The sequence below is a fragment of the Flexithrix dorotheae DSM 6795 genome (assembly GCF_000379765.1).
Taxonomy (GTDB): domain Bacteria; phylum Bacteroidota; class Bacteroidia; order Cytophagales; family Flammeovirgaceae; genus Flexithrix; species Flexithrix dorotheae.
The window spans coordinates 54,468-80,270 of record NZ_KB903432.1 but is presented as its reverse complement, the minus strand read 5'-3'; the positions used below and the strand labels follow the sequence as shown (position 1 = coordinate 80,270).

Here is a 25,803-nt window from a genome sequence, read left to right as displayed (position 1 = left end):
CAATTAAAATAATTAACACTTGAAAAATTTAATTTTCTTCTTTTTATTAATTGTCCTTTTATTTGAACAGAGCCTAGCACAAACCGAATATCCAAGTGGGTATATTATCACAAAAAGTGATGAAACTATATATGGCCTTATCGATTATGATCTTAGTTTGAAGAACTTAAATAAATGCCGTTTTAAACCAAATAATGAAGACCATTTTACTGAGTATTCTCCTAATGATATCAAGGCCTTTAGATTTGATGACTCTTATTATTTTGTTGCTTTACCAATTAATGAAAAGGGAATAGAAAACACCTATTTTGTTGAACTTTTAATTGATGGTGTAGTGGATGTTTATTCTTATTTTAAAGATAAAAAAAATCATTATTTAATTAGTGATGAAAAAGGTGAACTTCATGAACTTAAAAACACAGAGGTTCAAATAGAAAATGACGGAAAAGTTTACATTAAAAGGCAAAAAGAATATGTTGGTGCACTAAAGTATCTTTTTAGAGAAAGTCCAGCGACATTGAATCGTCTCAAATCCCTCAGTTTAGATAAGAATTCCCTAATTAAAACTGCAGAATATTATCACAATGATGTTTGCTCTGAATATGAATGTCTGGTGTATGCTAAAAATAAACATTTCCCAAAAATAACTTATGGATTTTTTACTGGCTATACTACATCAACTATTTCATTTTCTGGCAATAAGTATATAAAAGGGTTGAATAGCGACTTTTCTAAAGGAAACAGCTTAACTTTTGGAATGATGCTAAATATAATGGATCCCTATATAAGTAATAAATTCAGTTTTCAGGTTGAAGCTATGTTTTCAAGGGCAAATTATTCTACTGATTCTTCAGGAATAAACATTAAATATCTAAAATTACCTTTTCTGCTTAAATATACAATTGCTCCTTCAAAAAGAATTAAACCTTCTTTTCAGCTGGGTTTCAGTTATAATAAATGGAGAAGCTTTGAGGATGAAGGTATGGTCCCAAAAAAGCAGAATAGAAGTGCGATTCAGGAAAGACAACATCAGATCGGGCTGATAACCGGGATTGAATTATCCTATAAGCTTACCAAAAAAATGAATCTTTTTATACAAGGAAGGTATGAAAATTATGGGGGAAAACATTGGAATCACTGGACTTTAGTAGATGGCGGAGGAAATCCCTCAGAATATTCTGAAATAGTGAAGTCAAAAACCAATTTTTTAAGTATTACTACTGGATTATCATTTTGATACTGGGTGTTATTTTTATTTATCCCTACAGTGAGTGCAAAAAAGTCATTTGTAACCAGAAAGCTCCGTAAAAGTGAAAGTAAAATACAGAAGTTAGAAACTTCTACATTTTACTTTCATATTTGATTTTTTTTGAAAACCTATCGATTCAATTTAAACATTTCCTCATAATGCGGAGAAGGCATAAAAATTCCCCCGCTTTGCTTATAGAATTCTTTCCCGGTGGGAAATACACCATCTTTGGCGATTGTCCAAGACTTCCCATTAGCCGGGCTGTAAGTCTTCATTTTGTCCCAATTTGTGTAATTCTGATGTCCATTGGCTTCCTGTAGGCCAATATCCATAACTCCAAGTGGAGCCAGTCTGGCTGCCACATTTTTGTTCCAATCCAGTAAAATAGGATTTACTGTTAAATCTGCACAAAAGCACCTAACATTATTTTCATGAGCCAACTGGGCAATTTTCATAGTCATACTCAGGGTTTTAGCGATGGCCTTTAAAACAATTGCCCCATACCCTTGCTCTATCCTGATTTTGGCATCTTCCTCAGTATGGGCACTTTCGTCAGCTGCTACGATAATTCCCATATCGTCTACCCTATCCTCATTTTCATTGGGAAATGGCTCCTCAATCACCGCAATCTGCTCAAACATTCCCAGTTTTTTAGCATGATCCAGGAGTTTCAAAAAGGTTTCTTTCTTTTCATACCGGCCATTTGGGTCAAAATAATAGGGCATTTTCCCCGATTTGGTAATTGGAGTTTCATAATGCCCTATGGTTTTATGAATATTGGTGAGGAATTCCATATCCTTTTCAAGCATTTCAGCCTGACTTCCAGGATGGCCCAATTTAATTTTCATAATAAAATACCCCTTTTCAGCCATGTCTTTCAATTCATCCATAGTAGCAGCATATCCAAAGGAAGGAATACTGGCTACTTTTTCATGTTTATGAGAAAGAGCAGGCCGAAAATCCTCGGGAATCATGTCATCAAAATTGGTGATGTTATTTTCAGCAGCATAAAGCAACCATGCTGCATTATCCACTCCTACCAGTGAATTGAGGGCAAATGTTTTATACAATTCGGAAACTCCTGTAATTTTTTTCCCATATGCATAAACCTCATCCAAAATGCTGTCCAACAATTCAACAGGTGAGGTGAAGGATTGCCCCTTAATCAACTGTAAAGCATATTCAGTCATGGCATACATCAGGGCATTGCCACCATTTTCGGTATATTTGGCAAAAACCCTTGAATCGGACCACAACACACTTTGTGTACCCAGTCCAATTTTGTGAATGCCCGAATCAGATTCCAGGTAATTCACCACCTGCCATACTTTAGTGATTAAGCCACCTTTAAAACCATATGGCCGGATTAATGGCTCTCTTTCGAACTCAGATCCTACCTTGGCTATTTTTATCGATTTTTTGACTGTATTTGTATTCATAGTAGAAAAGGAAAGGTTAGGAAAGCCTGTAAGAGAAGCACCGGCAATTGTTCCTGCTTTTTTAATGAAGTTTCTTCTGTTATTTGTCTTTTTCATTTTCAATTTAGTTTTACCTGAAATGGTTTATTTTGAAAGATATAAAAAAATTTGGGGTGTAGAATCTTGATTCAATCACCCCAAATTTTTCCAGTTTAATTCTCTAATTTTGGCAATTCCCCCACATCGGTAAGCATGATGGAAGAATAATTGCCAATTTTCCATACGCCATTGAAATTTTTAGCCACAATTTGGACAAGAGATTCATATCTCAATTTATCCCCATTGGCCTTTACTGCATTAGTTTCGTTTAAATAAAGCAATACACCCAATTCATCATTTCGAACTTCCACTTTTAATATCTTTTTTAACTTGGTTTTCAGGGTGATTAAATGGGAATTATCTATAAAAAACTGAAGCTGTTCGGGAAAAGTCTTGGTTGCTCCTCTTTTTACATTTACTTCATTGGAAATAGAAATCTCTACAATATTGGTAGTATATTGATCATTGAAAAATGATAATATTTCATCCGTTTTTTTTGAATCCTGAACCCTGGAAATCGCATTGTTTATTTGAAATACCAGCTGGGAAAATTTTTTTTCGGTTGGAGTCAAAGCTTTTTTGTCCTCCATAGCTTCTATTTGGGAATGGTAATAAGCCGCAAGACTATCTAGTTTGTTTTGGTTGCTGGCAATTAGCCCCTCCTTTTCTGCAAGATCTGACTGAAGTGAACTATTCGCAATCATCAAACTGTCAATAGTTGCTTCAAATTTTACGGCAAGACCACCATCATCTTTTGAGCAACTACAAAACAAAATTACCATAAATATTAGTGGTAAAATTTTCAGGTTTAAGTATTTCATCATTTGGGTTTAAGTTGAAAAAATTGAAAACTTGGAATTGAAATTATTTGCAAAACAGTATCTTCCGCTAATTAATTAAAAAATTTGAAAAATCATTTTCTGATGCTTTTTTATGCTTAAAAAATGCAGTTAAGTACCTATTTTCCTTTTAATAAAAAACTATTTATTTTCTCTTTCTCTAGCTAGAATTAGAATTTCCTGGCAACCTGGTCCATAATTTTTCAGCAAAAACCCATTGTACACATTGTAAAATCTCTTTTTGTGATTAGAAAATTTATTTTAGGATATTTCTCATTATATTGGCTGGTACAGCAGAAAAGTGCTTAATATAATGGATACAACAACAAACAAACGACTTCTATCCCTTGATTTTTTCAGGGGTTTAACCATGTTTTTATTAGTAGGGGAAAGTACCCGGCTTTACAATTACTGGACAGAAATAGCCCCCGAAAACTCTCTAATTTTTCACCTTGGCGAACAATTTCATCATCATGCCTGGAATGGCCTTCGTTTTTGGGATTTAATCCAGCCTTTTTTCATGTTTATTGTTGGAGTGGCCATGGTCTTTTCCGTCTCTAAAAGAACCAAATATCCTGCAAAACGAAAGAAAATCACTACTCATATTGTTAAAAGATGTATCATCCTTTTCTTCTTTGGGGTTATTTTGCACTGCGGCTATAAACAGGCTTTAGTATGGGAACTATGGAACGTACTTACACAACTTTCAGTAACTATTCTCATTGCCTACCTTATCATTGAATTACCCATTAAAATTCAGCTGCTGATCTCCATTGGACTAATTATTCTTACCGAGTTATTGTATAGGTTCTCAGGTATTGAAGGATTTGATCAGCCTTTTGTAAAGGGAGAAAATTTTGGTTCTTTTATGGATATGGTTTTAATGGGTAAAATCAATTCCGGAGGATGGGTCGCCATCAATTGTATTCCTACTGCGGCCCATACCATTTGGGGAGTTTTGGCAGGAAAAGTTTTACAATCCGATAAAATTCCCGGCCAAAAAATAAAAACCCTGGTTCTATTTGGTATTGCTGCCCTTATATTGGGTTATTTCCTCGATTTTTCCGGCTTCACTCCTATTATTAAGCGAATATGTACATCTTCTTTTGTTTTGGCCTCAGGGGGTTGGTGCCTTGTTGCCCTGGCTTTGTGCTATTGGCTGATTGACATCAAAGGCTGGAAAAAATTTGTCTGGATTTTTAGCATAGTTGGCATGAACTCTATTTTCATTTACATGTTCTGCGAAACAGCCGGGCACCAATGGCTCAATGGATTTGTGGAAATTTTCACTGGAGGATTTTTACAATTTTTAGGAGCAGGTGAAAGTATCCAAAAATTACTCACAGCCTTTTCTACCCTGGCAATTGAATGGTATTTATGTTACTGGCTTTTTACCAGGAAAATATTCTTTAAAATTTAATTTCCCCGACTAAACCCATGATAAACTTTTTTAACAATGCATTCCCTGTTTCAAAATCTACTTTTTGTTGAATTGGCATTTGCAGTCATTGCATTCGGAAGTTTAATGATGATTTCCGCACCTTATGGAAAGTTTATCAGGCCGGGTTGGGGAATTGGGTTAAAAGCCAAATTTGCCTGGTTAATTATGGAGTTTCCAGCCTTTTTAATCATTTCTGCATTTTTCCTTCTTGGAAAAGGTTGGGAAAATCCGGTTTTAATTATCTTTTTGATTATCTGGCAAAGTCATTATTTCCACCGAACCTTTATCTATCCATTTCAAATGAGGGGCAAAAACAAAGATTTTCCCTTTCTATTGGTACTTTTCGCCCTCACCTTTAATTATATCAATGGCTTTATTAATGGATATGATGTTTTCCTTAACAAAACTTATCCGGTTTCATGGCTTTATAGCCCCAATTTTTTAGCCGGCCTTTTTATTTTCATTTTGGGATATTTCATCAATAAGCAATCCGATAATATTCTTAAAAATTTGAGGACAAATCAGGAAAAGGATTACAAGATTCCTTATGGGGGACTTTTCTCTAAAATATCTAACCCTCACTATTTTGGAGAAATTCTGGAATGGGGCGGTTGGGCAATTTTAACCTGGTCACCAGCCGGTTTGGCATTTTTTATTTTTACTATGGGCAACTTGCTGCCAAGAGCTATTCAAAATCATAAATGGTATAGAGAAAATTTCGCGGACTACCCCACAAACAGAAAAATACTGATTCCCTATATTTTCTGATCTATGATCTTCTCCCCCACTCTATTTATTTACTTCAAGTACGAACTTCACACTTCCCCACTTATTTTTAGTTTCCAGCCAGGTTTTTATGATTCCCAATTTAATGGCGGCATCAAAAGCCTTCTCGATTGCAGGTCTGATTCGCTTGTGATTATTATTGGCAATGTATTTATCCAACCGCATAATATCCACAAGGCTGTTGTAATTGTATTCTATCGTATCATTTTTAGTACAGTGCACGGCCTGATAGAGGTATTTTAAAAATAATTCCACACCCGCATTTGGCCTTCCCCTGGTGATCCTTCTTAGCCTTTGGTTTAAATCCGAAGGGATATTAAAGTAGTTTTGTCTTTTTTCCTTTTCATAGCCTATAAAAAAATCGGCTACAGTGATTTTAAACTTCACCCCTTTCTTGGTATTCGCAAAATTCTCTAATTGCTCTACCTCATGAATCTGTAACAATGGGAAAATAGAAATTCGCTGAACCCAGGTTTTCTTCTTGTTGTCATAATACCTGTTAGGAACAATGAATTCCTTTTTGTGTAAACTGAGTAAGGCCTCTCTGATCTGCTCTTTTTGTTTGGGATTATACTTTCCACTATTTTTCTTAGCCCCGGCTGATTCATACAGATCCGATAAATTGAAGGTAAAGTAAGCTCTTTCAATTTCTTCATAAAACTTTAGGCTGCCTTCCATCTTGGCTTTTTGAACCATTCCCACCACCGCAGTCAGTACTCTCACTTCTGTAGCTGTGAGTTCCTTAGTTACTTTACTTTTAATATTTTCAGGCAGAATCTTGTCAATATCATTGGGAAACTCGATAGAATACTTTCCATCCTTTTCATTCAAATGCAGAATTTTATCTATCGATTTATTGATATTTTCTGCAAATTCACTTTTCAGATTCCCATTCTCATCAAACAAAGACAGTTGTTTGAATTGTTGGCGGGTTTCTATTTTAAGCAGTTTGTTAGGATAATGAATTACCAGATTTTCCATATGCAGTCAAAAAAAGTGAATTTGATCAAAACAAAACTATCAAAAAGAATAATATATTGACTACAATGGGATGTAGTTATGACTAACAAATCACTCAATAGGATGTAGTATTGACTACAATGGGATGTAGTTATGACTAAATAATTTCCTGGTTTCCATCTCTGGAAACCCCAAAAGCTTCAATTTTGGAAATTGTCAAAATAGCAAATGGATGTACTAATGACTAAAATGGGGTGTAGTTTTGACTAATCTGACTTATAATAAACATTTAGGATGTAGTTCTGACTAAAAAGGGGTGTAGTTTTGACTATAATGACTTCAAAATACCAAAAGGGATGTAGTTCTGACTATTTTGGGATGTAGTTGTGACTATTTTCACTAACATTATTTACATAGGGATGTATTAATGACTAAAAAGGGATGTATTTCCGACTAATCTGACTCAAAATAAACATTTAGGATGTAGTTCTGACTATTATTGGGTGTAGTTATGACTAAATACTAAAAAAACTTCATAGGGTGTATTATTGACTAAATTGGGATGTAGTTGTGACTAGTCTCTTGGTTTTGACTATTTTGGGATGTACTAATGACTAAGGGAATACCTTATGACTATCTTGGGATGTAGTTGTGACCCAAAAGGGTTGTAGTTCTGACTATAATAGGGAGTAGTTACGACTAAAAAGGGGTGTAGTTTTGATTTTTTTGCACTTATAACAATCTGGTTATCAAAATCTTACAAACCAATTTTTCCCCCTATAATTAATATAAATTATAAAACTATTAGAATTTATTAGCTTGAACAGATTTTTTTCTAAAAAAAATACTGTTACAATCAATATTATTAAGTCTGTTATTAAAAAATAAAGCAAATATCAGTTTAATATACTTAATATAGGTTTGCAAAATTTTAACTATTTCACTTCATTTTTTTGTTCAATATGAGTTTACTTAATTACTATAAATTCATTATTATCTTTAATAATTTCTAAATATTTTCTACATAAACCCTGTTGTTTTCAATCTTGTTGTTGTGCTTTTAACATTATAATGGAAATTTAAATGCTTCAATTCTTATAAACCTCCTTGTTTTTTTGTTACTATTTATAATGGACTTTTTTTAAAAACAATAAAATTGGTATTCTAATATTTTTTTAAGTTTAATAATTTCAGTTTTTTTTGTTTATTTAATTTTCCATAAATAATTGGTAAACAAATAATTACATTAATTATAACATTATAACATTATAACATTATAACATTATAACATTAGTTTGTATGTCTATTAATATAATAAAATATTAATTAGAATTAACATTTTATTATACATACAGTATAACTGTTGTACAGCTGTGCAGCAATATAGTTGAATGTACATTTAGCTGTTTTTCTGTGTGTATGTTAAGTTATTTAATCAATTGTTTGGATGTATAGGTGAATGTATGTATATTTGAACATTATATAATTCTAATGAATGTACGTTAAATCATTAATTTAAATGGCTAAGACAATAATCTGTTCAGTGGCAAACCAAAAAGGAGGAGTAGGAAAAACTACTATTACGGTGATGCTATCTACTTTGCTTAGATATGAGAATGGCAAAAAGATCTTAATTCTCGATGCAGATTTTCAGCGGTCAATTGCACAAAAGCGGAAGAAGGAAATCAGACAAATTATGGCTTCTGAAGAACAGCTGATTTTATTCTCCAGAAATCTGGGGATAAATTATGATGAGCTAAAGGGGCAAAGTGCAAAGGATATGGAAGACACATTAACAAAAGCTATAGATAAAAAAATCTATACTGTAATTGAGTGTGATCCTAAAAATGTGATGGATTATATCAAGGCATGGTATGGAAAGGTGGACTATATATTTATTGATGTTCCGGGAAATATTCGTCAGGAGGGGATTGTTAACCTGCTGCAGCGAACTGAACTCATTATGATCCCAATGGTGGCTTCTGAGCTTGATATTGATTCTACGGCTCACTTCATTAAAATTCTTGGAAAAATTAAGAAAGTAAGGGAGGAAAATGGGCTGTCTATGTCCATATTAGGTGTGCTGAATAAGAAGACCAACAAAAAGAAGAATCAGTTTTTAGTGGAAGCCATGAGCAAAAACAGAGGGATAATGCTGGATGCCATGATTCCATTAAGAGTGGCCAAATATGATGACCAAATGTCTACCATATATAAAAGTAATGACGAGTATTTTAAAGAACTGAAAGAAGAATTTATTCAGAAAACAGAAAAATTACAATTGGTAGCTCAGTAGTTACTTAATTTTCGATTATTAACTAAGGAAAGTAATTGGGAAACCTTAAATGTATTTAAATGTACCATAATGGATTGACAATGAGAAGAAATTGCTCAATATTAAAAAAGTGGTACTTATTGACCTTTAGTGATTGATATCACTATAATAAACCCTTCAGATTATGGCTAAGAAAAAAAGTGATGTATCGCCTTTCGGCAGTATGGATGACCTGGCAAATAGTTTATCAGAACTGGATTCACTGGACAGTCTTCCCGATAGTGAAGACGAAATTCTTTCTATTAATGAGAACAAGGCCGAAACTCCTAAAGTAACAAAGGCTGTTGAACCGGCTCAAGAGGAGGAAACGCCAGAGAAAAGGGTAAGAAAAAAATCAAGAGGAAAATCCATTTATGATTTCTTTGTGTTGGATGAAAAGACCAAAAAAGAGAAAAAACTGATGGTGGCTATTCCGGTAAGCAAACATAAATTCCTAAAACAGACTTCTGAGGCCTACGGGGTAGATATGTTTGTCATTTTGTCGAATCTGATTGAGGAATTTAAAGATAATCACAAAGGTGATGTAAAAATAAAAATCTCTGAGATTCTTGATGAATTATAAATATATGAATGGTTTAATTATTTTGGGTCAATTGAACCCATACTAGTTAAGCTTAATTTCAATTTAAAAGGGTTTAAACTCAAATGGATATGATGATCTGTTTGGTTTTTTTTTATTCTTCTTTTTAGTTTTTCTATTTATAAAAATCTTATTAATCCCCACATTTTTGCCGTAAATTGATTGAGTAAATTTGCTTTTCATTTTTAAAAGTGTATAATTTACACTTATATTTGAATTTATTCATCATAATACCTTATCACCAATGCAAAAAGCTTATGTAATTGGGGTGGACTACGGCACAGATTCGGTCAGATCAATAATTGTAGATGCCCAAAACGGAGAAGAAAAAGCAAATTCAGTATTTTATTACCCACAGTGGAAAGAGGGCTTATATTGTAATCCTTCGAAAAACCAATTTAGACAGCATCCTCAGGATTATCTGGATGGTCTGAAGGAAACTATACAGAATTGCCTTGAAGGTGTCTCAGAGGAAGTTAAAAAGGCCATAAAAGGGATTGCAATAGATACAACAGGTTCGACCCTAGTAGCTGTGAACGAAAAAGGAACGCCATTAGCCTTAACCAATGGTTTTGAAAAAAATCCAAATGCCATGTTTGTACTGTGGAAAGACCATACTGCTGCAAAGGAGGCTGGAGAAATAAATCAGGTAGCAAGGACCTGGGGAGGAGAAGATTATACCAAATTTGAAGGAGGAATTTATTCTTCAGAATGGTATTGGGCCAAAATTCTGCATGTAATCAGGGAAGATGAATCGGTAAGGAAATCGGCAAAATCCTGGGTGGAGCATTGTGACTGGATTCCGGCTGTACTCACAGGAAATACCAATCCGAAAAGCATGAAAAGGAGTAGGTGTGCAGCAGGGCATAAAGCCATGTGGCATGAATCCTTTGACGGACTTCCTCCAGATGAATTCTTTAAGAAAATTGATCCATTGCTGGGAGGGATAAGGGAAAATCTTTTTTCTGAAACCTATACCAGTGATGTGCCAGCAGGAAATCTGACAAAAGAGTGGGCGGAATTACTGGGATTGTCAGAAGAGGTTGTGGTGGCAGTTGGAGCTTATGATGCCCATTTTGGAGCAGTAGGAGGGGAGATAGCGTCATATACCTTGAGTAAAGTAATAGGGACTTCTACCTGTGATATTTTAATTGCTCCTATGGAGGAAATGAGCGATAAACTGGTAAAAGGAATTTGCGGACAAGTAGATGGTTCAGTAGTGCCGGGAATGCTGGGTCTGGAGGCTGGTCAATCGGCTTACGGGGATATTTATGCCTGGTTTAAAAAACTGATTAGTTACCCTCTTTCCGTAATAAATGAGAGCAGCTTAATTGATGAGGAAACCAAAGAAAAACTACTTAAGGAGGCTGCAGGACAACTTATTCCCAAATTGAGTGAAGAAGCATCTAAAATTGCCATCGAAGATTCACAAATTGTCGCAGTAGACTGGATGAATGGCAGAAGGACTCCCGATGCCAACCAGCTTTTAAAAGGAGCCATCATGGGTTTAAATCTGGGCAGTGATGCACCCGGAATTTTTAAGGCTTTGGTAGAAGCTACAGCCTTTGGCTCAAAAGCCATTGTAGAGAGATTCCTGGAAGAAGGGGTACCAATCAAACAAGTAATCGCGCTGGGCGGTGTAGCCAAAAAGTCCAAATATGGCATGCAGGTACTGGCAGATGTGTTAAATATGCCGATAAAAGTTGCCACATCTGAGCAAACCTGTGCTTTAGGATCTGCCATGTTTGCAGCTGTTGCTTCGGGAATACATGCAACTGTGGGAGAGGCTCAAAAGGCTATGGGAAGTGGTTTTGATGCGGTTTATGAACCTATCCCGGCTAATGTTCCGAAATATGCTGCCTTATATAAGGAATACCAAAAACTGGGGAAATTTATTGAAGGAAATACAAAAGCATAAATTAATTCTCAATACAAACCGATAGTGGTTTACTATAAAAATAAAAATGAGTAAATATCAGGAATTAAAACAGATTGCCTACGATTGTAATATGCAACTGCCCAAACTGGGTTTGGTATTATTTACCTTTGGGAATGCCAGTGCGGTTGATCGGGAAAATGAAGTTTTTGCCATCAAACCAAGCGGTGTGGCTTACGAATCCCTTCAGCCAGAAGATATTGTGATTGTTGACTTCGATAACAATATTGTAGAAGGAACCATGAGGCCATCCTCCGATACAAAAACGCATGCCTTTTTATATAAGCATTGGGAAAATATTGGTGGAATTGTTCACACGCACAGTACCCATGCTACTGCTTGGGCACAGGCACAGCGGGACATTCCCATTTATGGCACTACGCATGCCGATCATCTTACACAGGATATTCCATGCGCTCCGGTAATGGACGATGAGATGATAAAAGGGGATTACGAATATCAGACTGGTTTTCAGATTATGAAGGCCTTTAAGGAAAAGAAGCTTTCTTATGAAGAAGTGGAAATGGTTTTGGTTTCAAATCATGCGCCATTTACCTGGGGAAAAACACCTGAAAAGGCAGTTTATAATAGTGCAGTTTTAGAAGAGTTGGCTCGAATGGCCATGTATTCAGAAAGCATTAATAAAGACCTGCCAAGGCTCCCGGATTCCCTTATCAACAAGCATTATGAGCGGAAACATGGGAAAAATGCTTATTACGGACAATCATAAAAAACTTTTAAAAAATTTAAAGAATTATAACTAAAAATGTTACAGGATTTAAAACAATATGAAGTCTGGTTTGTAACGGGAAGTCAGCACTTGTACGGAGAAGAAACTTTAAAGCAGGTAGCAGAACATTCCAAAACCATAGTGGAAGAAATTTCGGGTTCAGGGAAATTACCGGTTAGGCTGGTTTTTAAACCAGTAATGACTTCTCCGGATTCCATTTATAAGCTTTGCCAGGAGGCCAATAATACTGAAAACTGTATAGGCATAGTGGCCTGGATGCATACTTTTTCCCCGGCAAAAATGTGGATTTCCGGCCTAAATATTCTTCAAAAGCCGATTTGCCATTTACATACCCAGTTTAATCAGGATATTCCTTGGCAAAGTATTGATATGGATTTTATGAATTTGAATCAGTCGGCTCATGGGGGAAGGGAATTTGGATTTATCAATTCCAGAATGCGCAACAACCGAAAAGTGATTGCAGGACATTGGCAAAATATGGAAGTAATTGCCCAATTAGCTTTGTGGACCAGAGTGACAGCCGCAAAATATGACTGGCAGGGGGCCAAATTTGCCAGGATTGGAGACAACATGCGTCAGGTGGCGGTTACCGAAGGAGATAAAGTAGCTGCTGAAATTAAATTTGGATTTTCTGTAAATGGCTATGGAATTGGCGATTTGGTTGAATATGTGAATAAAATAGGAGATTTAGAAATAGAAACCTTAATAGCTGAATATGAAGATAGTTATCAATTGGCTGCCAATTTGAGGAAAGGAGGGGAGCAAAGAAATTCACTTATAGAGGCTGCAAGAATAGAGTTAGGTTTAAAAGCTTTTTTGGAAGAAGGAAACTTTAAAGGTTTTACCGATACATTTGAAGACCTTCATGGACTGGCTCAACTGCCGGGAATTGCCGCCCAAAGGTTAATGGCTCAGGGTTATGGATTTGGGGGAGAAGGGGACTGGAAAACCGCTGCTTTAGTTCGGGCCATGAAAGTGATGGGAAACGGATTGAAAGGTGGAAATTCTTTTATGGAGGATTACACCTATCATTTTAATCCGGGAGGAATGCAGGTGTTGGGAGCACACATGTTGGAAATTTGTGAGTCCATTGCCGATGGAAAACCAAATTGTGAGATTCATCCCTTATCGATAGGAGGGAAGGCCGACCCGGTAAGGTTAGTTTTCAATGCACCAGCAGGAAATGCCCTAAATGCTTCCATAATTGATATGGGCAATCGGTTCAGGTTGTTGATTAATGAAGTGGAGGCCACAGAGGTAAAAGAAGATTTACCAAAACTTCCCGTAGCCAGAGCTTTATGGAATCCCATGCCTAACCTAAAAACAGCAGCTGAAGCCTGGATTTTGGCGGGGGGAGCTCACCATACCTGCTATAGTTTATCGCTTACCACAGAATACCTGGAAGATTTTGCTGAAATGTTTGACATAGAAACTCTGGTAATTGATAAAAATACCAATATTCGCGATTTTAAAAACCAGATCAGGTGGAATGAAGCATATTACCATTTAAGCAATGGATTCATGGGATAAAATCGGATAGAAACATCCTTATTCCATCATAATATACCTATTTATGAGGATATGAATTATATCAATAACAATGTATATTTGGATTCATAGGTAAAAAAATCACAGTTCTGATTTTTCGTTTTCATATTTGAAACTGCTTCTCTGAAATTCAGGGAAGCAGTTTTTTAGTTTTTAATTTAAACAAACCGAATTTTTTATTTTTCCATTATTTTCAAACAATAAGAAATTGCCTTTTAATTGAAAGCCAAATCCGGTTTTCTCCTCTTCTCTATGCCTCAGCAGGTAGCTTTCATGCCAATCCAGGAAATTCTTTTGTTCTAATTCGATCAGTTTTTTCACTTCTCCAATAGCTTTCTTCCTTTCCTCAGCAGTTTTTGAAGCTGCAGATTTTAAATGATCCAGATTGATAATTTTCTGGTTATTTTTTTCGGTCAGGTGACTGGCTATATTTCCAGGCATGGCTAAATCCACCCAAACAGGATTTACATTCGGTTGGGAAACTGGTTTGTGTAATAAATCTGCCCTTTCACTTACTCCAGTGATAATGGCATCAAACATAGCTACATTGTTACTTTCTACTTCTTCCCAAGGCAAAACCCGGAATTGATGGTTTTGAGCAATTTCATAAGCTTTGGAAACGGTCCTGTTGCATACAAAAACTTCCTGAAATGGAAATTTTCCCAGATATTCAATTACCGCTTTTCCAATATCTCCCAGGCCAATAATTAATAATTTTTTATTCAGTAATTGTGATTTGCCAAAATGGGCTTCAATACTTTTCAGGGATTGATAAGCAGTAGAAAGGGAACCATCCCTAAAGGCGGTTTCATTGGAAATTTTTTTGTTCAGTCTAAAAGTGGCCTGCATGGATCTTTCTAGAAATTTCCCCTGCAAACCATTTTTAATGGCCACTTTATAAGCCTGTTTAATTTGCGAAATAATCTGGAAATCACCTACTATAGCTGAATCCAGCCCGCTGGAAACCAGTAATAGATGCTGAAGGGTTTTTTCTGTCTCATTGGCTGACTTAAAAATATTTTTATTTACATCCCCTTTGTCTATCTCTTTAAATTTTAAAAACCATTGAATGAAATCCTCCGCTTTTGTAGTGGATGATTCAAAATAGATTTCCATTCTGTTACAGGTAGAAAGTAACAGCATTCCAATCACATCAGGGAAAATTAGGGGAATACTTGCATGTAATGCCATTTTTTCCTGAGCTGAAAGATGAAATAATGCCCTTTCTGTGGAGGTAGTATAGTGATGGGAAATGGATAAAAATTTTAATGACCGATTCATGGTGAATTTTTGAAATTTTGACAATTTTATCCCTCTGCATCATTTGCAGAGGGATTGGTTTTTGGTTAGTTAAAAGTTCTGGAAATATTAAATCCAAAATGAATATCTCCATTGGCCCAATCTCCGGTGGTTTCACCGATGAAGCCTTTTTCCACCATGGAAATGGAGTTGGTAAAATGCAATTGGAAAACATGCCCACCGGTTTCAATATCGAATCCTATAGAAAAGGAATTATGTAATTCTGGATTTTCCGGAGCATTGATACGGTAATAATATTCTACATTAAGCGCCAGGCTTTTGGTAATTTTCTTTCTTCCTCCAAATCCCAGGGCATACAAATCATTATAACCTTCACTTTCGGTTACTTCATTTCTATGCACAATTGTTGGCATGATTTGAAGCGAAAAACCAGGACTGAATTTTCGGGCAATCAACAATTGCCCGGTATAAGCAAGTCTGGATGAAAAAGGAATTTCTCTTTCCGGATCAATGTCTTCATTTTTTAAGGTATTCAGGGCCACACTGCTAAAAAGTACCATGGAAACAGGTCGGTTTGCGGCTCCTGAACTTTGCCTTAATATTTTGTATTTCAGAAAGCCATCATAGGTTTTTTCATAAGAATTTCTCCCAATTCCCACATTCAGTCTATCTGAAAGACCATATTCCAGTCCTATTCTCACATTGGATTGATCTAAACCAAAAAATTCGTAAGCCCCGCCATTAATTCTACCGAATCGGTGGGAAATAAGCAACTGAAATGCATTTCCTCTAAGTGTTTCCACAGAATGCCCCTGAATTAGCCGGGTACCTTTAAAAGTTGCCGTGGCAAAATTTACCTGATTTTTTTCATCTCCTTCAGTTTCCAGAATTTTCATCAAATCGTCTTCCTGGGCAAATCCCTTGAGAATCATCATCATCAGGAAAATATAAAGGAGAAATAGTTTTTTATAATACCTTTCCATTTTGTTAACATTTTTGTGGTTTCAAAATACTTCTGGAACCATGGGTACTTAATTATTGTAGGGTGAATAAGTGAAATCAGAAGTCACCAAAACCGTTTCAGCGATATTTTCAACCACTACTTTTGGAATGGTAATGTCAAAATCTTTCACTTTTACATTGAAATTTGTCTTTCCAATCACCACTCCGTTTTTCACTTCAATAGTGGCCTTTGTTTCAATGGGTTTGGTGACTCCGTGAATGGTTAAGTCTCCGGTTACCGCTAGTTCATAGTTGCCATCTTTGTTCAAATCAATGGCATCATTTGGGGTAAACTTTCCCTTAAATGTGGCTTTGGGATACTGATCAGATTCTACATATTTTTCATTAAAGTGCTCCTGCATTAAGGATTTTTTAAATTGGAATCCATTCATTAGCATAGTGGTGACAATTTCATGGCTGTCAAAATCTATGATACTGAGCACTTCTTTGTTGTGCGCCTCAATATTTTCCATAGGTGCCTCTGAATAAAAAGAAGTATGTCCGTTTTTTGTGATAAATTTTTGGGCAAAGCTTGTTGATGCTAAACCAATTAATAGGGCCAAAACCCCCGAAATTTTTAAAATTTTCATGAGAAAATGAGATTGGTTAATGGATGAATTAATTTTAATGTGTGAGTTGTTATTCTATCATTTTTTCAAACTTTCTCCATTACATAGCAGTCTACCAAAATGATATCCAGAAGCATTCCTGTACAAATACCTTTTAGGGTAATGGCATCTCCAGGCAATATTTCTTCAATAACAATTTTCTGATTTTTAATTAAAGTACCCCGTACGGTTCCAAACCCTCCATCCGAGTCCAGCACCACAATAAAGTCTCCTTGTGGGTTTTTACTGACCTCTTTTACATTCCCGGCTACTTCAATCACCTGGTTCAGGTATCGCTTATTGGCCTGGTTCTCATTCGATTCAAAATCGGCAAAAAGCTTTTTTGAACTTACCTTGTATTTCACCCCGGCATTAATGATATTTTTCCTGGGTTTGTTATACATATAGGCTGAAAAACCAATCAGGGTAATGATGAGCAGCACCGGAATGATCCAGTATTTTTTTAGAAAATTTTTCATGGCGAAATGGTTTGGGTGAAAATAAATAATGGTTGGGATTGAATTGAAAATCTTAATTATCTACAGAACCACCATTTTCTACCCAGCAGGCAATTTTATTGATGGCACTTTGCGAAAGTGGTCCCGCAGGAGGCATGGTCTTCGCACCGGTCCGAGCCTTTATTCTACTGGCTTTTGCCTTTATATTACTATCCTTGGTAAAGTCGGGTAAGCCGGTACCCGCTACATGGCAGTTCGATCGGGCACAACTGGTTTCAATAATGGTTTTGATGTCCGTAGAAAAGGCAATTTCCGCACAGGCATCCGGCTCCAGAGCTGGTGTATCGGGTTCTACTACTTCATCATATTTACAGGCATATGAGATACCGATGATAAAAATAAGCAATATGATTCTTAGGAATAATGACTGATTATTCATGGTGTTTTTATTTTAGATTTTTGAATAAATTTTTTAGAAACAGGTGCAGCAAAACTGCACCTGTAGATTTTTGAATAAACAAGGTTACTTATAACCTTTCCTTAGACATTTTCTATCAGAAAAAGCTAAGCACCTTTTGCTATTGGAAAGGAGGGATATTTTCCACATCAGCCACAATCCAAGTTCCCCCGTTGAAATTATGGCCTTTGGTATCCCCCCTTTTTCCATCCTGGGCAAAATAGTACAAAGGGTGTTGTTGCAAAGCTGATTGAAGTAATTTATCGTCTCCATCCCTTTTAAAACTTTCAAAATCGCTGGTTTTCAAAATCGAAGGGGCTGTGATATTTTCTTTGTAGTATGGAGGCCAGGCGGCAAAGCAACCTCCGTTTTCACAATTGCTGTTTAGCGGATTATCCACATTGAAGTAGTAAAGTGTTTTTCCGGATTTAAAGTCAATCAGAAATTTCCGATCGAATTCGCCTTCAAATTCACCAAAAGCCAGGAAGACCGTATAGGGTTTTGCAACAAACCATACGCCACCCAGTCCTTCACCCAGTTCTGTTCCGGGTTTGGAATCATTTCCCTGAAAATCGTTGGCAAATTTGTAAAGTGGAAAATCATAGTAAGTAAGTTGCTTGCTTCCATCTGGGCGGGTTGCAATGCCAAAATTGGCTGCATCCAAATCTTCCGGGAAATTAAATTCACTTACCTGATCTGCGAAAACAGGAGGCCATTTTTCTGCACATTCACCCTCACAATTGGGTTCTCCACTAAAATCTTTGGCAAATAAATATAAAGTAGATCCATCCAAAGAAAGATGTTCATTGGAAATTGATAATTGATTATTTACAGGATCATCTTTGGGTTCATCAATTGGGTTTACCTCATTTTGTTCGCAACTCAGTAATCCGATTATCATTGAAAGAAAAACTAATTTTAGAATTTTCATGGTACTTGAAAAAATTGGTTAGAGAACATGAATTAAAAATATTTGTGTGATCGATCTGGTACAAACATACGGGGAGTTGAAGGGTAAAGTAAAGTTTTTTGGGTGGACTTGAGGTGAACAAGTAGGCAAAAAACAGGTGTACAAAAGGTGAACAATGGCAATTATTTTGTAGATGTATCCATTGATTGAATAAAAATTTATTTTGAGGCGTTTAAATCCGGCTTGTCTTATAAAAATGTACTTTAATCGTAAATAAAGGGTGATTTAAGGAGAATCAATCCATAATATTCTTTCAGGTTTTAACCGTTAAAAATGCCGGATTAGGCTGTTTTTTCAAGTATAATACTATTTGATATTGGTCAACAAAAAAATTAAACTTGTAACATAATCAGGTTTACACAGGTAAACAATGAAGTAATCAAACCAAATTTTTTTAAACACCATTTTCGGTGTTTTTTCAATTCTATTCTGAAATCTACCAGCAGCTTTTTCACTATTAATCTTAAACTGTCCAAACGCTAATCAAACCATGACAAATAAATTATTCTTTACTACACTATTCCTATTATGCTTTTTTATAAATGGATGTGAGGATGAAGCTCCTGAAATAGTAGATACTTCGGAATTAGATGCTTTGGTTACTGACCTGGAATCTCAGGTTTTTGCCAGAAATGTATTTCAGAGTCCGGCCCTGGCTAACAGGTACCTGGTACATACGGATGAAGCCTTAAATGCACAATATTATACCTGGACAAGTATTCCCTTTTTCTTTTATGATCGGCTAAAGCTTGCAGTCCAGCTGGAAGAAAAGGCCAAAGCATCGGGTTTGAAAAACTACCAGGCCGTAGGGAAATTATTTCAATCTTATATTGCAGATAGAATTACCCAGCTTTTTGGAGATGTGCCTTATTCAGAAGTCATTGCCAATGGTGGAGAGTTAGGCCAGTCCAAATACGATACGCAAAAAGATATTTATATTAAAGTTCTGAATGATTTAAGGGAAGTAAATGAAATGCTGGATCCCTCAGCCGAAATGATTGGCGGGGATATAGTATATAATGGTGATGTGATGAAATGGCGAAAGTTAAGTAATGTATTGCGATTAAGATTTCTGATCGGGATGTCTCTCAAAACCAATGATCCTGATTTGGATATCATTGGAGACTTTAAGGAAATAGTAGAAAATCCAAATGAGTTTCCCATTTTTACCAGTAATGATGATAACACCAATTTTTATTTTGATTTAGCAGAAGGGCAGGAGTATCCATTTTTTGATGATCCTAAATTTAAAACTTCTTATTTCCTGGATGCCTATTTTGTGGATTTATTAAAGGAAAGAGCAGATCCAAGGTTATTTAAAGTAGCAGAGCCGGAAAAAGTGGCCATTGACGATGGTGTGTCACCTACCTCTTTTGAAGCTTTTAATGGAATAAAAGGAAGTAATTTACTGGCTGAAAACCAGGAGGCTGTGGAAAAGGGAAATGGCTCACCTATTCATTCCAGGTATCATACCGATCCGGCCAATGAGCCAAGTCTTACGGCCAGTTATTTTGAGCAGGAGTTTACTTTGGCAGAAGCTGCACAATTGGGATGGATAAATAGTGATCCCGAAACACATTATAAAAGCGGGATTGTAGCTTCTATGGAATTTTACAATATTGAAGGAAATAGCATTACAGATTATCTCCAGCAACCAAAAGTGGCTTTTTCCCCAAATGATGCAATGAACCAAATTCTAACACAAAAATATCTGGCCCTTTTTCTAAATACCGACTGGCTTGGGGCCTATAGCCAAAGAAGAACGGGTTTGCCTGCATTGGATAATAGTGGAACTGGCGTACAGAATGGCGGAATTGTTCCTAAAAGATGGTCCTATCCCGATACAGAATTGGAATCCAATCAGGAAAATGTAACTGAAGCCATTAATCGTCAGTTTGGAGGAGTAGATGATATTAATGGATTGATGTGGGTTTTGCAGGAATAGGGAGCTAGGGGTTGGTTATGGGTGATAAGAAGTTTGTATTTTTTAAAACAGGAAAAATATCAACGAAAATGAAATTTAATTCAAAGTCAAATTATTTAAATCAGTTTAATTTCAGCATTATTTTTACCTGCTGCTTTTTTATCACCTTAAATTTATCTGCCCAAAATCAACCCAAGCAGTTTTCCATTGACAGCCTTAAATTAAGAATTCAAACGCATACCAATGAAGACAGCACCAGAGTCGATTTATTAAATGCTTTGGGATATAGGTTCTGGATTATTTCCCCGGATTCTTCTATTTATTATGGAGAAGAGAGTTTGGAAATTGCCAACCAGATCAATTACCTTCAGGGAATTGCCTTTGCCAACCGGGTAGTTGGTGTAGCTCACTGGGACAAGGGAAATTATGAACTGGCTCTGGCTTACCTTATCTCTGCCATGGAGACCTATAAACAAATTTCCGATCAGTTGGGGACGGCTAATACCCTTACCAATATTGGGTTGGTTTACAGTGAGAAATTAAGTTATGATAAAGCCCTGGAGTATTATGTGCAGTCTTTGGAAATTCATGAGACTATTCCCGATAACCTGAGGACGGTGGCCGGGATTTCTACCAATATTGGTGATGTTTATTATAAACAGGGAAAATATCAGGAAGCTCTGGACTATCTGGATAAAGGTTTAAAACTCTACCAGCAATTGGATTATACCTATGGCATTGGGGAGGTTTATAACCTCATTGGTTTGATCAAAAGAGAAACAGGGAATTTATCTGAGGCTCTGGAGTATTGTTTGAGGGCATTGCCTTTTAGAGAGGAAGTGGAAGATAAAAGTGGATATACACGCAACCTGGAATGCATTGCCAGTATTTATATCGCTCAGCAAAAATATGATAAAGCCATTCCCTATCTTGATGAGGCTTTCGATTTAGCTACATCTTATGGATACAAAAAATGGTTAAGGGATATTTATTTTGATTACAAAACCATTGCAGAAGCCAGGCAAAATCATAAAGCGGCATTGGATTATTTTGAGGCTTATGTAGCCGTGAAAGACAGTTTGTTCAATGAAGAAAAAGCCATGCAAATTGCCGATCTCCAAACATTTTTGGAAGTGAAGGATGAGCAGGAGCAAATTAAATTGAAAAAGCAGCGAATTGCTTATCTGGAGCAGCAGAGCAAACTGGAAAGGTATTTTCGCTATTCTTTAATTGGGGGAATTGTGTTGGTGATTTTCATTGCTTATTTAATTTATGGAAGGCAAAAACTGAGAATGAAAAAAGATGCTGAATTGCATCAGAGAGAGAAAGTTCTGGCTGATTTGGAATTGGAAAACTCGAAATTGAAGGAAATTGAATTGCAGAAAAAAATTGAGTTTAAAAATAAAGAACTGACTTCCTATACCATCAATTTTATTCAGAAAAATGAACTGATGGAGGAATTAAAAGACAGCATTAATCAGCTGAAGAAACACCCCAAAAACAATATTTCCCGGGAACTGAACAGCCTGAACCGGATGATTGATAATAAATTTAATATTGATAAAGACTGGGAAGATTTCCGGCTTTATTTCGAACAGGTCCACCAAAATTTCCTTTCTACCCTAAAAAGCGAATTCCCTGAGATCACGCATGGAGAATTGAAATTATGTACCCTGTTAAAACTTAATTTAAATCTGAAAGAAGCGGCCTCCATTTTGGGCATCTCCCCGGAAAGTGTGAAGACTGCAAGGTACAGATTGCGGAAAAAACTGAATCTTTCCAGGGAAGAAAATCTGGTAGATTTTATCATGAAAATTGGGGAAGAGGAATTGTCGGAAGTTTAGGATTGAAAACTATTCAAAATATTTTTTCCTTAACCCAACGAAGTTAGAAACTTCTACATTTGCATTTCAACCGAAAATAAAGGCACAACAATATCCATTGTGGGCAGCAAACTTGCTCCAGTTAATGTTTCTTACAAAAAATTCTGCTTAAACAGAAAGTTTAATCCAAAACCTTAATACCCAGCCGCCTGTCCATCTTTTCTGGATTCAGAGGCACCATAATACACTTTATTTTCTTCATCCCACATGATCGCCTGATACCCACCATAGCTTCCCAGGCTATAGCCTATTTTATGGCCTTTTCTCATCAGTGCTCTTATGGTCTGATAATCTATTCCCGATTCCAATAGTACTTCTCCACCATCGGTCATTTTTCCACCTGTGGGTTCAGGTGAGCCTTCATGTTGCATTCTTGGGGCATCTCCGGCTTCCTGCAAATTCATTCCAAAATCAATCAGATTCATCACGATTTGGGCGTGTCCCTGTGGTTGCATGGCTCCACCCATCAATCCAAAACTTACCCAGGGTTTGCCATCCTTGGTGATAAAGGCCGGAATAATGGTATGAAATGGCCTTTTCCCCGGCTCAATCACATTATAATGTCCTTCCTCCAGGGAGAATAATTCCCCTCTGTCCTGCAACATAAAACCCAGTTTTGGTGGAACCATGCCAGAACCCATGCCCCTGTAATTACTTTGAATGAGAGAAACCATATTGCCAAACTTATCGGCCACGGTCATGTAAATGGTGTTGCCCTGTTCCAGCTTTCCGGCATCATAAGTTCTGGCAGCCCGTTCCGGGTTGATTAATTTTCGTCTTTCATCGGCATACGCTTCAGAAATCAGCTGGTCAACTGGTAGTTTATTGAAAGCCGGATCAGCATAATATTTTGCCCGGTCTTCAAAAGCAAGTTTCTTGGCTTCTATAAAATGATGGATATATTCCACACTGCCAAATCCCATACTTTTTACATCATAGCCCTCCATGATATTTAAGATTTGTAAAGCAGCAATACCCTGTCCGTTGGGAGGTAATTCCCAAACATCATAGCCCCGGTAATTGGAAGAAACCGGCTCTACCCATTCCGAAGTGTGATTGGCTAAATCTTTGGCAGTAAGCAAACCTTCCTGTTCCTGTATGAATTCTCCAATGGTTTTGGCAATTTCTCCTTTGTAAAAAGCATCTCTTCCACCCTTGGCAATTTTCTCCAAAGTGTTGGCTAAAAAGGGATTTTTGAAAACATCTCCTTTTTTGAGTGGCTCTCCATTGGGCATATAGGTTTCGGAGAAATTGGGATAATCCTTAAATCTTTGGGAAGAAAGGGTCAGGTAAAATCCAATCAGTTCGGTAACCGGGAAGCCATTTCTGGCATAGTCGATTGTGGGTTGTAAAATCTCCGTCATTTCCATAGTACCAAATTTCCCATGTAGTTCAAACCAGCCATCCACACAGCCAGGAACTGAAACAGGTAAGGGTCCAAAAGCAGGAATTTTGGTCATGTTTCTGGAAGTGAAATATTCAAGATCTAGTTTTTCCGGTGATCTTCCACTGGCATTCAGGCCATACAACTTTTTATCCTCAGCACTCCAGACTATGGCAAATAAATCCCCACCAATACCATTTCCGGTAGGTTCCATCAGCCCCAGAGCTGCATTGGCAGCAATAGCAGCATCAATGGCATTTCCTCCTTTTTTCAAAATATCCAGTCCCACTTGAGTAGCCAGCGGATGACTGGTGGCTACCATGCCATTTTGTGCCATAACTTCGGATCGGGTGGCAAAGTTTAATCCGGTAACTCTATCTTGTGCTAAGAGAGAAGATAGGTTCGTGATTAAAAAAGCAATGATTAAGTAAAGTGATTTCATGTTTATTTTTATTTGATGTTGTAGTTTATTCGCCTCTTTAACTAGCGAGGGACTTTTAGTCCCTCGCTAGTGAAAATTTAAAATAATATCTGGTTTAAGTATCAAGCGAAGCGATTAGTTAAACCTTTATAAAAAAGGAAAGTTTGCAACTTTCCCGCAAAATGGCGATACAATCACCCTTTTCAAGTATCTTCGTTACAAACGAGGATGATAAATATGGTTCGCCTGACTTCTGTGGTCTTAAGTCCCTTGCTGGTAAGAAGTTTTCCAAGGTAATATTCCCCATTGTATTCTCAAATTATTTCCCCTGTAAATTTTCAATAGCCTGCTTTACCGATTCATTTCTTGGATTTAATGCCAATGCATTTTTATAATATTTTAAGGCTTGTGCGGTATCATTGTTTTGCAAATAGGCTTCTGCCAGACTTTGAAATGGAATATAAGAGTTGGGATAAAATTCAGTATTTAAAGTAAAAATGGCAATGGCTTTTTCGGTTTCCTGTTCGCTGTTTAAGAGAAAATTGCCTACCTGATCGAGTAGTTTTCCCGGTGGTGAAAGTTCCCCTCCAAATCTATTGGAAAGTTTAAGGTAATGTTCCTGAAATGCTTCCGGACTGGTTTGTGTGATGGTTTGGAGGGGGAATTTATAGCCATCAAAAATATAATTCAAACCTTCGTAAAGGCAGATTAAAGGAATGGAAAAATGGTCTTCTTTTTCAAAAAACTGAAAAGAATAGCGAACCTTGTCAGATGAATAATCTGATAAGGTTCTTTTAAAATTTCCTATTCCTTTGCCTTTTCTGCCTACATCTTCTCCGGGATTGAATGGATTATTGGCCTGCCCGATAAATATGGAAGCAGAGGGAGAACTTTTTTCCAAAATGAATTTGGCTTGCTTATTCACGATTTCTTCTTCCCACCATAAGCTTGGATCAATGGCAATGAATCCCTGGAAATTCCGGGAATTGACAAAGGCATTTATCGTAAATAATCCGGAAAATGAATGCCCTATTAATATGTTGCAATTATTGGTGCTGTATTTTTTGGTGATTTCTGGTAATAATTCTTCTGAAATAAATTTCATGAAATTGGCTGAGCCTTCACTTTCAACCCAGGTAATCTCATTTGTAATGGCGTTTGTATCAATGGAGTAGGAGGGGAGCATGTCCCTGTTGCGGTTGGAATTATAAATTCCTACTACAATCATTTCCGGGATTTGTTCGATAGAACCACGGCTCATGTGACTAATCACTTCTCCCGAAATATTAAAAAGCCAGTCTGCATCTAAAACCACACAGACAGGGTATTTTTTGTCCACATAAAATTCATCATTTTCGTAGGAATCCGGCAATCTGATGGCATAAGTTCTTTCTTCATGCAAAATTTCGGACTGAATGTTATAAATATGACTGCTCACAAAGGTTTCCTGCGCAAGGGAGTTTGAGCCAATAATGAGTAAGCAAGCCATTTGGA

Annotated in this window: 21 protein-coding genes; 10 read left to right on the top strand and 11 right to left on the bottom strand. The window is 36.6% G+C overall.

The window, feature by feature from the left end:
• Window positions 1-19: 19 nt before the first annotated feature.
• The gene (locus A3EM_RS0107665; RefSeq protein WP_020527607.1) at window positions 20-1,237 is read left to right on the top strand and encodes a porin family protein; all 1,218 of its coding nucleotides are present in this window, start codon (window positions 20-22) and stop codon (window positions 1,235-1,237) included.
• Window positions 1,238-1,377: 140 nt separating this feature from the next.
• Here A3EM_RS0107665 and A3EM_RS0107660 read toward each other — a convergent pair whose 3' ends face one another.
• A complete protein-coding gene (locus tag A3EM_RS0107660; RefSeq protein ID WP_026210162.1) occupies window positions 1,378-2,784 on the bottom strand; it encodes a mandelate racemase/muconate lactonizing enzyme family protein in 1,407 nt (468 codons plus the stop codon).
• Window positions 2,785-2,879: 95 nt separating this feature from the next.
• Complete coding sequence (locus tag A3EM_RS0107655) at window positions 2,880-3,590, bottom strand: hypothetical protein (protein ID WP_157637782.1); 711 nt, start codon at window positions 3,588-3,590, stop codon at window positions 2,880-2,882.
• Between the two features lie 328 nt (window positions 3,591-3,918).
• On the opposite strand from A3EM_RS0107655, the gene A3EM_RS0107650 reads away from it, so the two are divergent.
• On the top strand, window positions 3,919-5,025 hold the full coding sequence (locus A3EM_RS0107650; RefSeq protein ID WP_026210161.1) for an acyltransferase family protein: 1,107 nt from the start codon (window positions 3,919-3,921) through the stop codon (window positions 5,023-5,025).
• Between the two features lie 36 nt (window positions 5,026-5,061).
• Window positions 5,062-5,814 (top strand): methyltransferase, encoded by a 753-nt coding sequence (locus A3EM_RS0107645; protein WP_020527602.1) that lies wholly within the window; start codon window positions 5,062-5,064, stop codon window positions 5,812-5,814.
• A gap of 21 nt (window positions 5,815-5,835) precedes the next feature.
• Here the strand turns inward: A3EM_RS0107645 and A3EM_RS0107640 are convergent, their stop codons facing one another.
• Window positions 5,836-6,813: a hypothetical protein gene (locus tag A3EM_RS0107640; RefSeq protein WP_020527601.1), complete on the bottom strand. Its 978-nt coding sequence runs from the start codon at window positions 6,811-6,813 to the stop codon at window positions 5,836-5,838.
• Window positions 6,814-8,311: 1,498 nt separating this feature from the next.
• On the opposite strand from A3EM_RS0107640, the gene A3EM_RS0107635 reads away from it, so the two are divergent.
• From A3EM_RS0107635 to araA, 5 genes are all read left to right on the top strand, one after another.
• Window positions 8,312-9,088: a nucleotide-binding protein gene (locus tag A3EM_RS0107635; protein ID WP_020527600.1), complete on the top strand. Its 777-nt coding sequence runs from the start codon at window positions 8,312-8,314 to the stop codon at window positions 9,086-9,088.
• Between the two features lie 163 nt (window positions 9,089-9,251).
• Window positions 9,252-9,689 carry a hypothetical protein gene (locus A3EM_RS0107630; protein WP_020527599.1) on the top strand — a complete coding sequence of 146 codons (438 nt, stop codon included), beginning with the start codon at window positions 9,252-9,254 and terminating at the stop codon, window positions 9,687-9,689.
• Between the two features lie 262 nt (window positions 9,690-9,951).
• A complete protein-coding gene (locus A3EM_RS0107620) occupies window positions 9,952-11,625 on the top strand; it encodes a ribulokinase (RefSeq protein WP_020527597.1) in 1,674 nt (557 codons plus the stop codon).
• A gap of 46 nt (window positions 11,626-11,671) precedes the next feature.
• Window positions 11,672-12,373, top strand: a complete 702-nt coding sequence (locus tag A3EM_RS0107615) for an L-ribulose-5-phosphate 4-epimerase (RefSeq protein WP_020527596.1) — start codon at window positions 11,672-11,674, stop codon at window positions 12,371-12,373.
• Between the two features lie 36 nt (window positions 12,374-12,409).
• A complete protein-coding gene (gene araA, locus A3EM_RS0107610; RefSeq protein ID WP_020527595.1) occupies window positions 12,410-13,924 on the top strand; it encodes an L-arabinose isomerase in 1,515 nt (504 codons plus the stop codon).
• A 171-nt stretch (window positions 13,925-14,095) separates the two neighbouring features.
• Here araA and A3EM_RS0107605 read toward each other — a convergent pair whose 3' ends face one another.
• From A3EM_RS0107605 to A3EM_RS45605, 6 genes are all read right to left on the bottom strand, one after another.
• Entirely contained in the window at window positions 14,096-15,223 is a 1,128-nt protein-coding gene (locus A3EM_RS0107605; RefSeq protein WP_020527594.1) for a glutamyl-tRNA reductase, read from the bottom strand.
• A gap of 65 nt (window positions 15,224-15,288) precedes the next feature.
• Complete coding sequence (locus tag A3EM_RS0107600; RefSeq protein ID WP_020527593.1) at window positions 15,289-16,185, bottom strand: DUF5777 family beta-barrel protein; 897 nt, start codon at window positions 16,183-16,185, stop codon at window positions 15,289-15,291.
• A gap of 48 nt (window positions 16,186-16,233) precedes the next feature.
• A complete protein-coding gene (locus tag A3EM_RS0107595) occupies window positions 16,234-16,794 on the bottom strand; it encodes a YceI family protein (RefSeq protein WP_020527592.1) in 561 nt (186 codons plus the stop codon).
• Window positions 16,795-16,859: 65 nt separating this feature from the next.
• Window positions 16,860-17,291: an OB-fold protein gene (locus A3EM_RS0107590; protein WP_020527591.1), complete on the bottom strand. Its 432-nt coding sequence runs from the start codon at window positions 17,289-17,291 to the stop codon at window positions 16,860-16,862.
• Window positions 17,292-17,343: 52 nt separating this feature from the next.
• Entirely contained in the window at window positions 17,344-17,709 is a 366-nt protein-coding gene (locus A3EM_RS45610) for a hypothetical protein (RefSeq protein WP_020527590.1), read from the bottom strand.
• Between the two features lie 139 nt (window positions 17,710-17,848).
• Entirely contained in the window at window positions 17,849-18,628 is a 780-nt protein-coding gene (locus tag A3EM_RS45605) for a hypothetical protein (protein WP_169513337.1), read from the bottom strand.
• 559 nt (window positions 18,629-19,187) lie between these two features.
• Between A3EM_RS45605 and A3EM_RS0107575 the strand changes: the two genes are divergently transcribed.
• Window positions 19,188-20,642, top strand: coding sequence for a SusD/RagB family nutrient-binding outer membrane lipoprotein (locus tag A3EM_RS0107575; RefSeq protein WP_020527588.1), 1,455 nt, complete (start codon window positions 19,188-19,190; stop codon window positions 20,640-20,642).
• Between the two features lie 68 nt (window positions 20,643-20,710).
• A complete protein-coding gene (locus tag A3EM_RS0107570; RefSeq protein ID WP_169513336.1) occupies window positions 20,711-22,465 on the top strand; it encodes a tetratricopeptide repeat protein in 1,755 nt (584 codons plus the stop codon).
• A gap of 173 nt (window positions 22,466-22,638) precedes the next feature.
• On the opposite strand, the gene ggt is transcribed toward A3EM_RS0107570, so the two are convergent.
• Together ggt and A3EM_RS0107560 are read right to left on the bottom strand one after the other, a co-directional pair.
• A complete protein-coding gene (gene ggt, locus A3EM_RS0107565; RefSeq protein WP_026210158.1) occupies window positions 22,639-24,330 on the bottom strand; it encodes a gamma-glutamyltransferase in 1,692 nt (563 codons plus the stop codon).
• Window positions 24,331-24,628: 298 nt separating this feature from the next.
• Window positions 24,629-25,798, bottom strand: a complete 1,170-nt coding sequence (locus A3EM_RS0107560; protein WP_169513335.1) for an alpha/beta hydrolase-fold protein — start codon at window positions 25,796-25,798, stop codon at window positions 24,629-24,631.
• Window positions 25,799-25,803 lie beyond the last annotated feature (5 nt).

Bases quoted from the DNA above. Each gene is read 5' to 3' on its own strand.
- A3EM_RS0107575 (WP_020527588.1), top strand. From the start codon at position 19,188: ATGACAAATAAATTATTCTTTACTACACTATTCCTATTATGCTTTTTT.
- araA (WP_020527595.1), top strand. From the start codon at position 12,410: ATGTTACAGGATTTAAAACAATATGAAGTCTGGTTTGTAACGGGAAGT.
- A3EM_RS0107655 (WP_157637782.1), bottom strand. From the start codon at position 3,590: ATGATGAAATACTTAAACCTGAAAATTTTACCACTAATATTTATGGTA.
- A3EM_RS0107645 (WP_020527602.1), top strand. From the start codon at position 5,062: ATGCATTCCCTGTTTCAAAATCTACTTTTTGTTGAATTGGCATTTGCA.
- A3EM_RS0107590 (WP_020527591.1), bottom strand. From the start codon at position 17,291: ATGAAAAATTTTCTAAAAAAATACTGGATCATTCCGGTGCTGCTCATC.
- A3EM_RS45605 (WP_169513337.1), bottom strand. From the start codon at position 18,628: ATGATAATCGGATTACTGAGTTGCGAACAAAATGAGGTAAACCCAATT.
- A3EM_RS0107615 (WP_020527596.1), top strand. From the start codon at position 11,672: ATGAGTAAATATCAGGAATTAAAACAGATTGCCTACGATTGTAATATG.
- A3EM_RS0107620 (WP_020527597.1), top strand. From the start codon at position 9,952: ATGCAAAAAGCTTATGTAATTGGGGTGGACTACGGCACAGATTCGGTC.
- A3EM_RS0107640 (WP_020527601.1), bottom strand. From the start codon at position 6,813: ATGGAAAATCTGGTAATTCATTATCCTAACAAACTGCTTAAAATAGAA.
- A3EM_RS0107600 (WP_020527593.1), bottom strand. From the start codon at position 16,185: ATGGAAAGGTATTATAAAAAACTATTTCTCCTTTATATTTTCCTGATG.
- A3EM_RS0107605 (WP_020527594.1), bottom strand. From the start codon at position 15,223: ATGAATCGGTCATTAAAATTTTTATCCATTTCCCATCACTATACTACC.
- A3EM_RS0107635 (WP_020527600.1), top strand. From the start codon at position 8,312: ATGGCTAAGACAATAATCTGTTCAGTGGCAAACCAAAAAGGAGGAGTA.
- A3EM_RS0107650 (WP_026210161.1), top strand. From the start codon at position 3,919: ATGGATACAACAACAAACAAACGACTTCTATCCCTTGATTTTTTCAGG.
- ggt (WP_026210158.1), bottom strand. From the start codon at position 24,330: ATGAAATCACTTTACTTAATCATTGCTTTTTTAATCACGAACCTATCT.
- A3EM_RS0107630 (WP_020527599.1), top strand. From the start codon at position 9,252: ATGGCTAAGAAAAAAAGTGATGTATCGCCTTTCGGCAGTATGGATGAC.
- A3EM_RS0107570 (WP_169513336.1), top strand. From the start codon at position 20,711: ATGAAATTTAATTCAAAGTCAAATTATTTAAATCAGTTTAATTTCAGC.
- A3EM_RS0107560 (WP_169513335.1), bottom strand. From the start codon at position 25,798: ATGGCTTGCTTACTCATTATTGGCTCAAACTCCCTTGCGCAGGAAACC.
- A3EM_RS0107595 (WP_020527592.1), bottom strand. From the start codon at position 16,794: ATGAAAATTTTAAAAATTTCGGGGGTTTTGGCCCTATTAATTGGTTTA.
- A3EM_RS45610 (WP_020527590.1), bottom strand. From the start codon at position 17,709: ATGAATAATCAGTCATTATTCCTAAGAATCATATTGCTTATTTTTATC.
- A3EM_RS0107660 (WP_026210162.1), bottom strand. From the start codon at position 2,784: ATGAAAAAGACAAATAACAGAAGAAACTTCATTAAAAAAGCAGGAACA.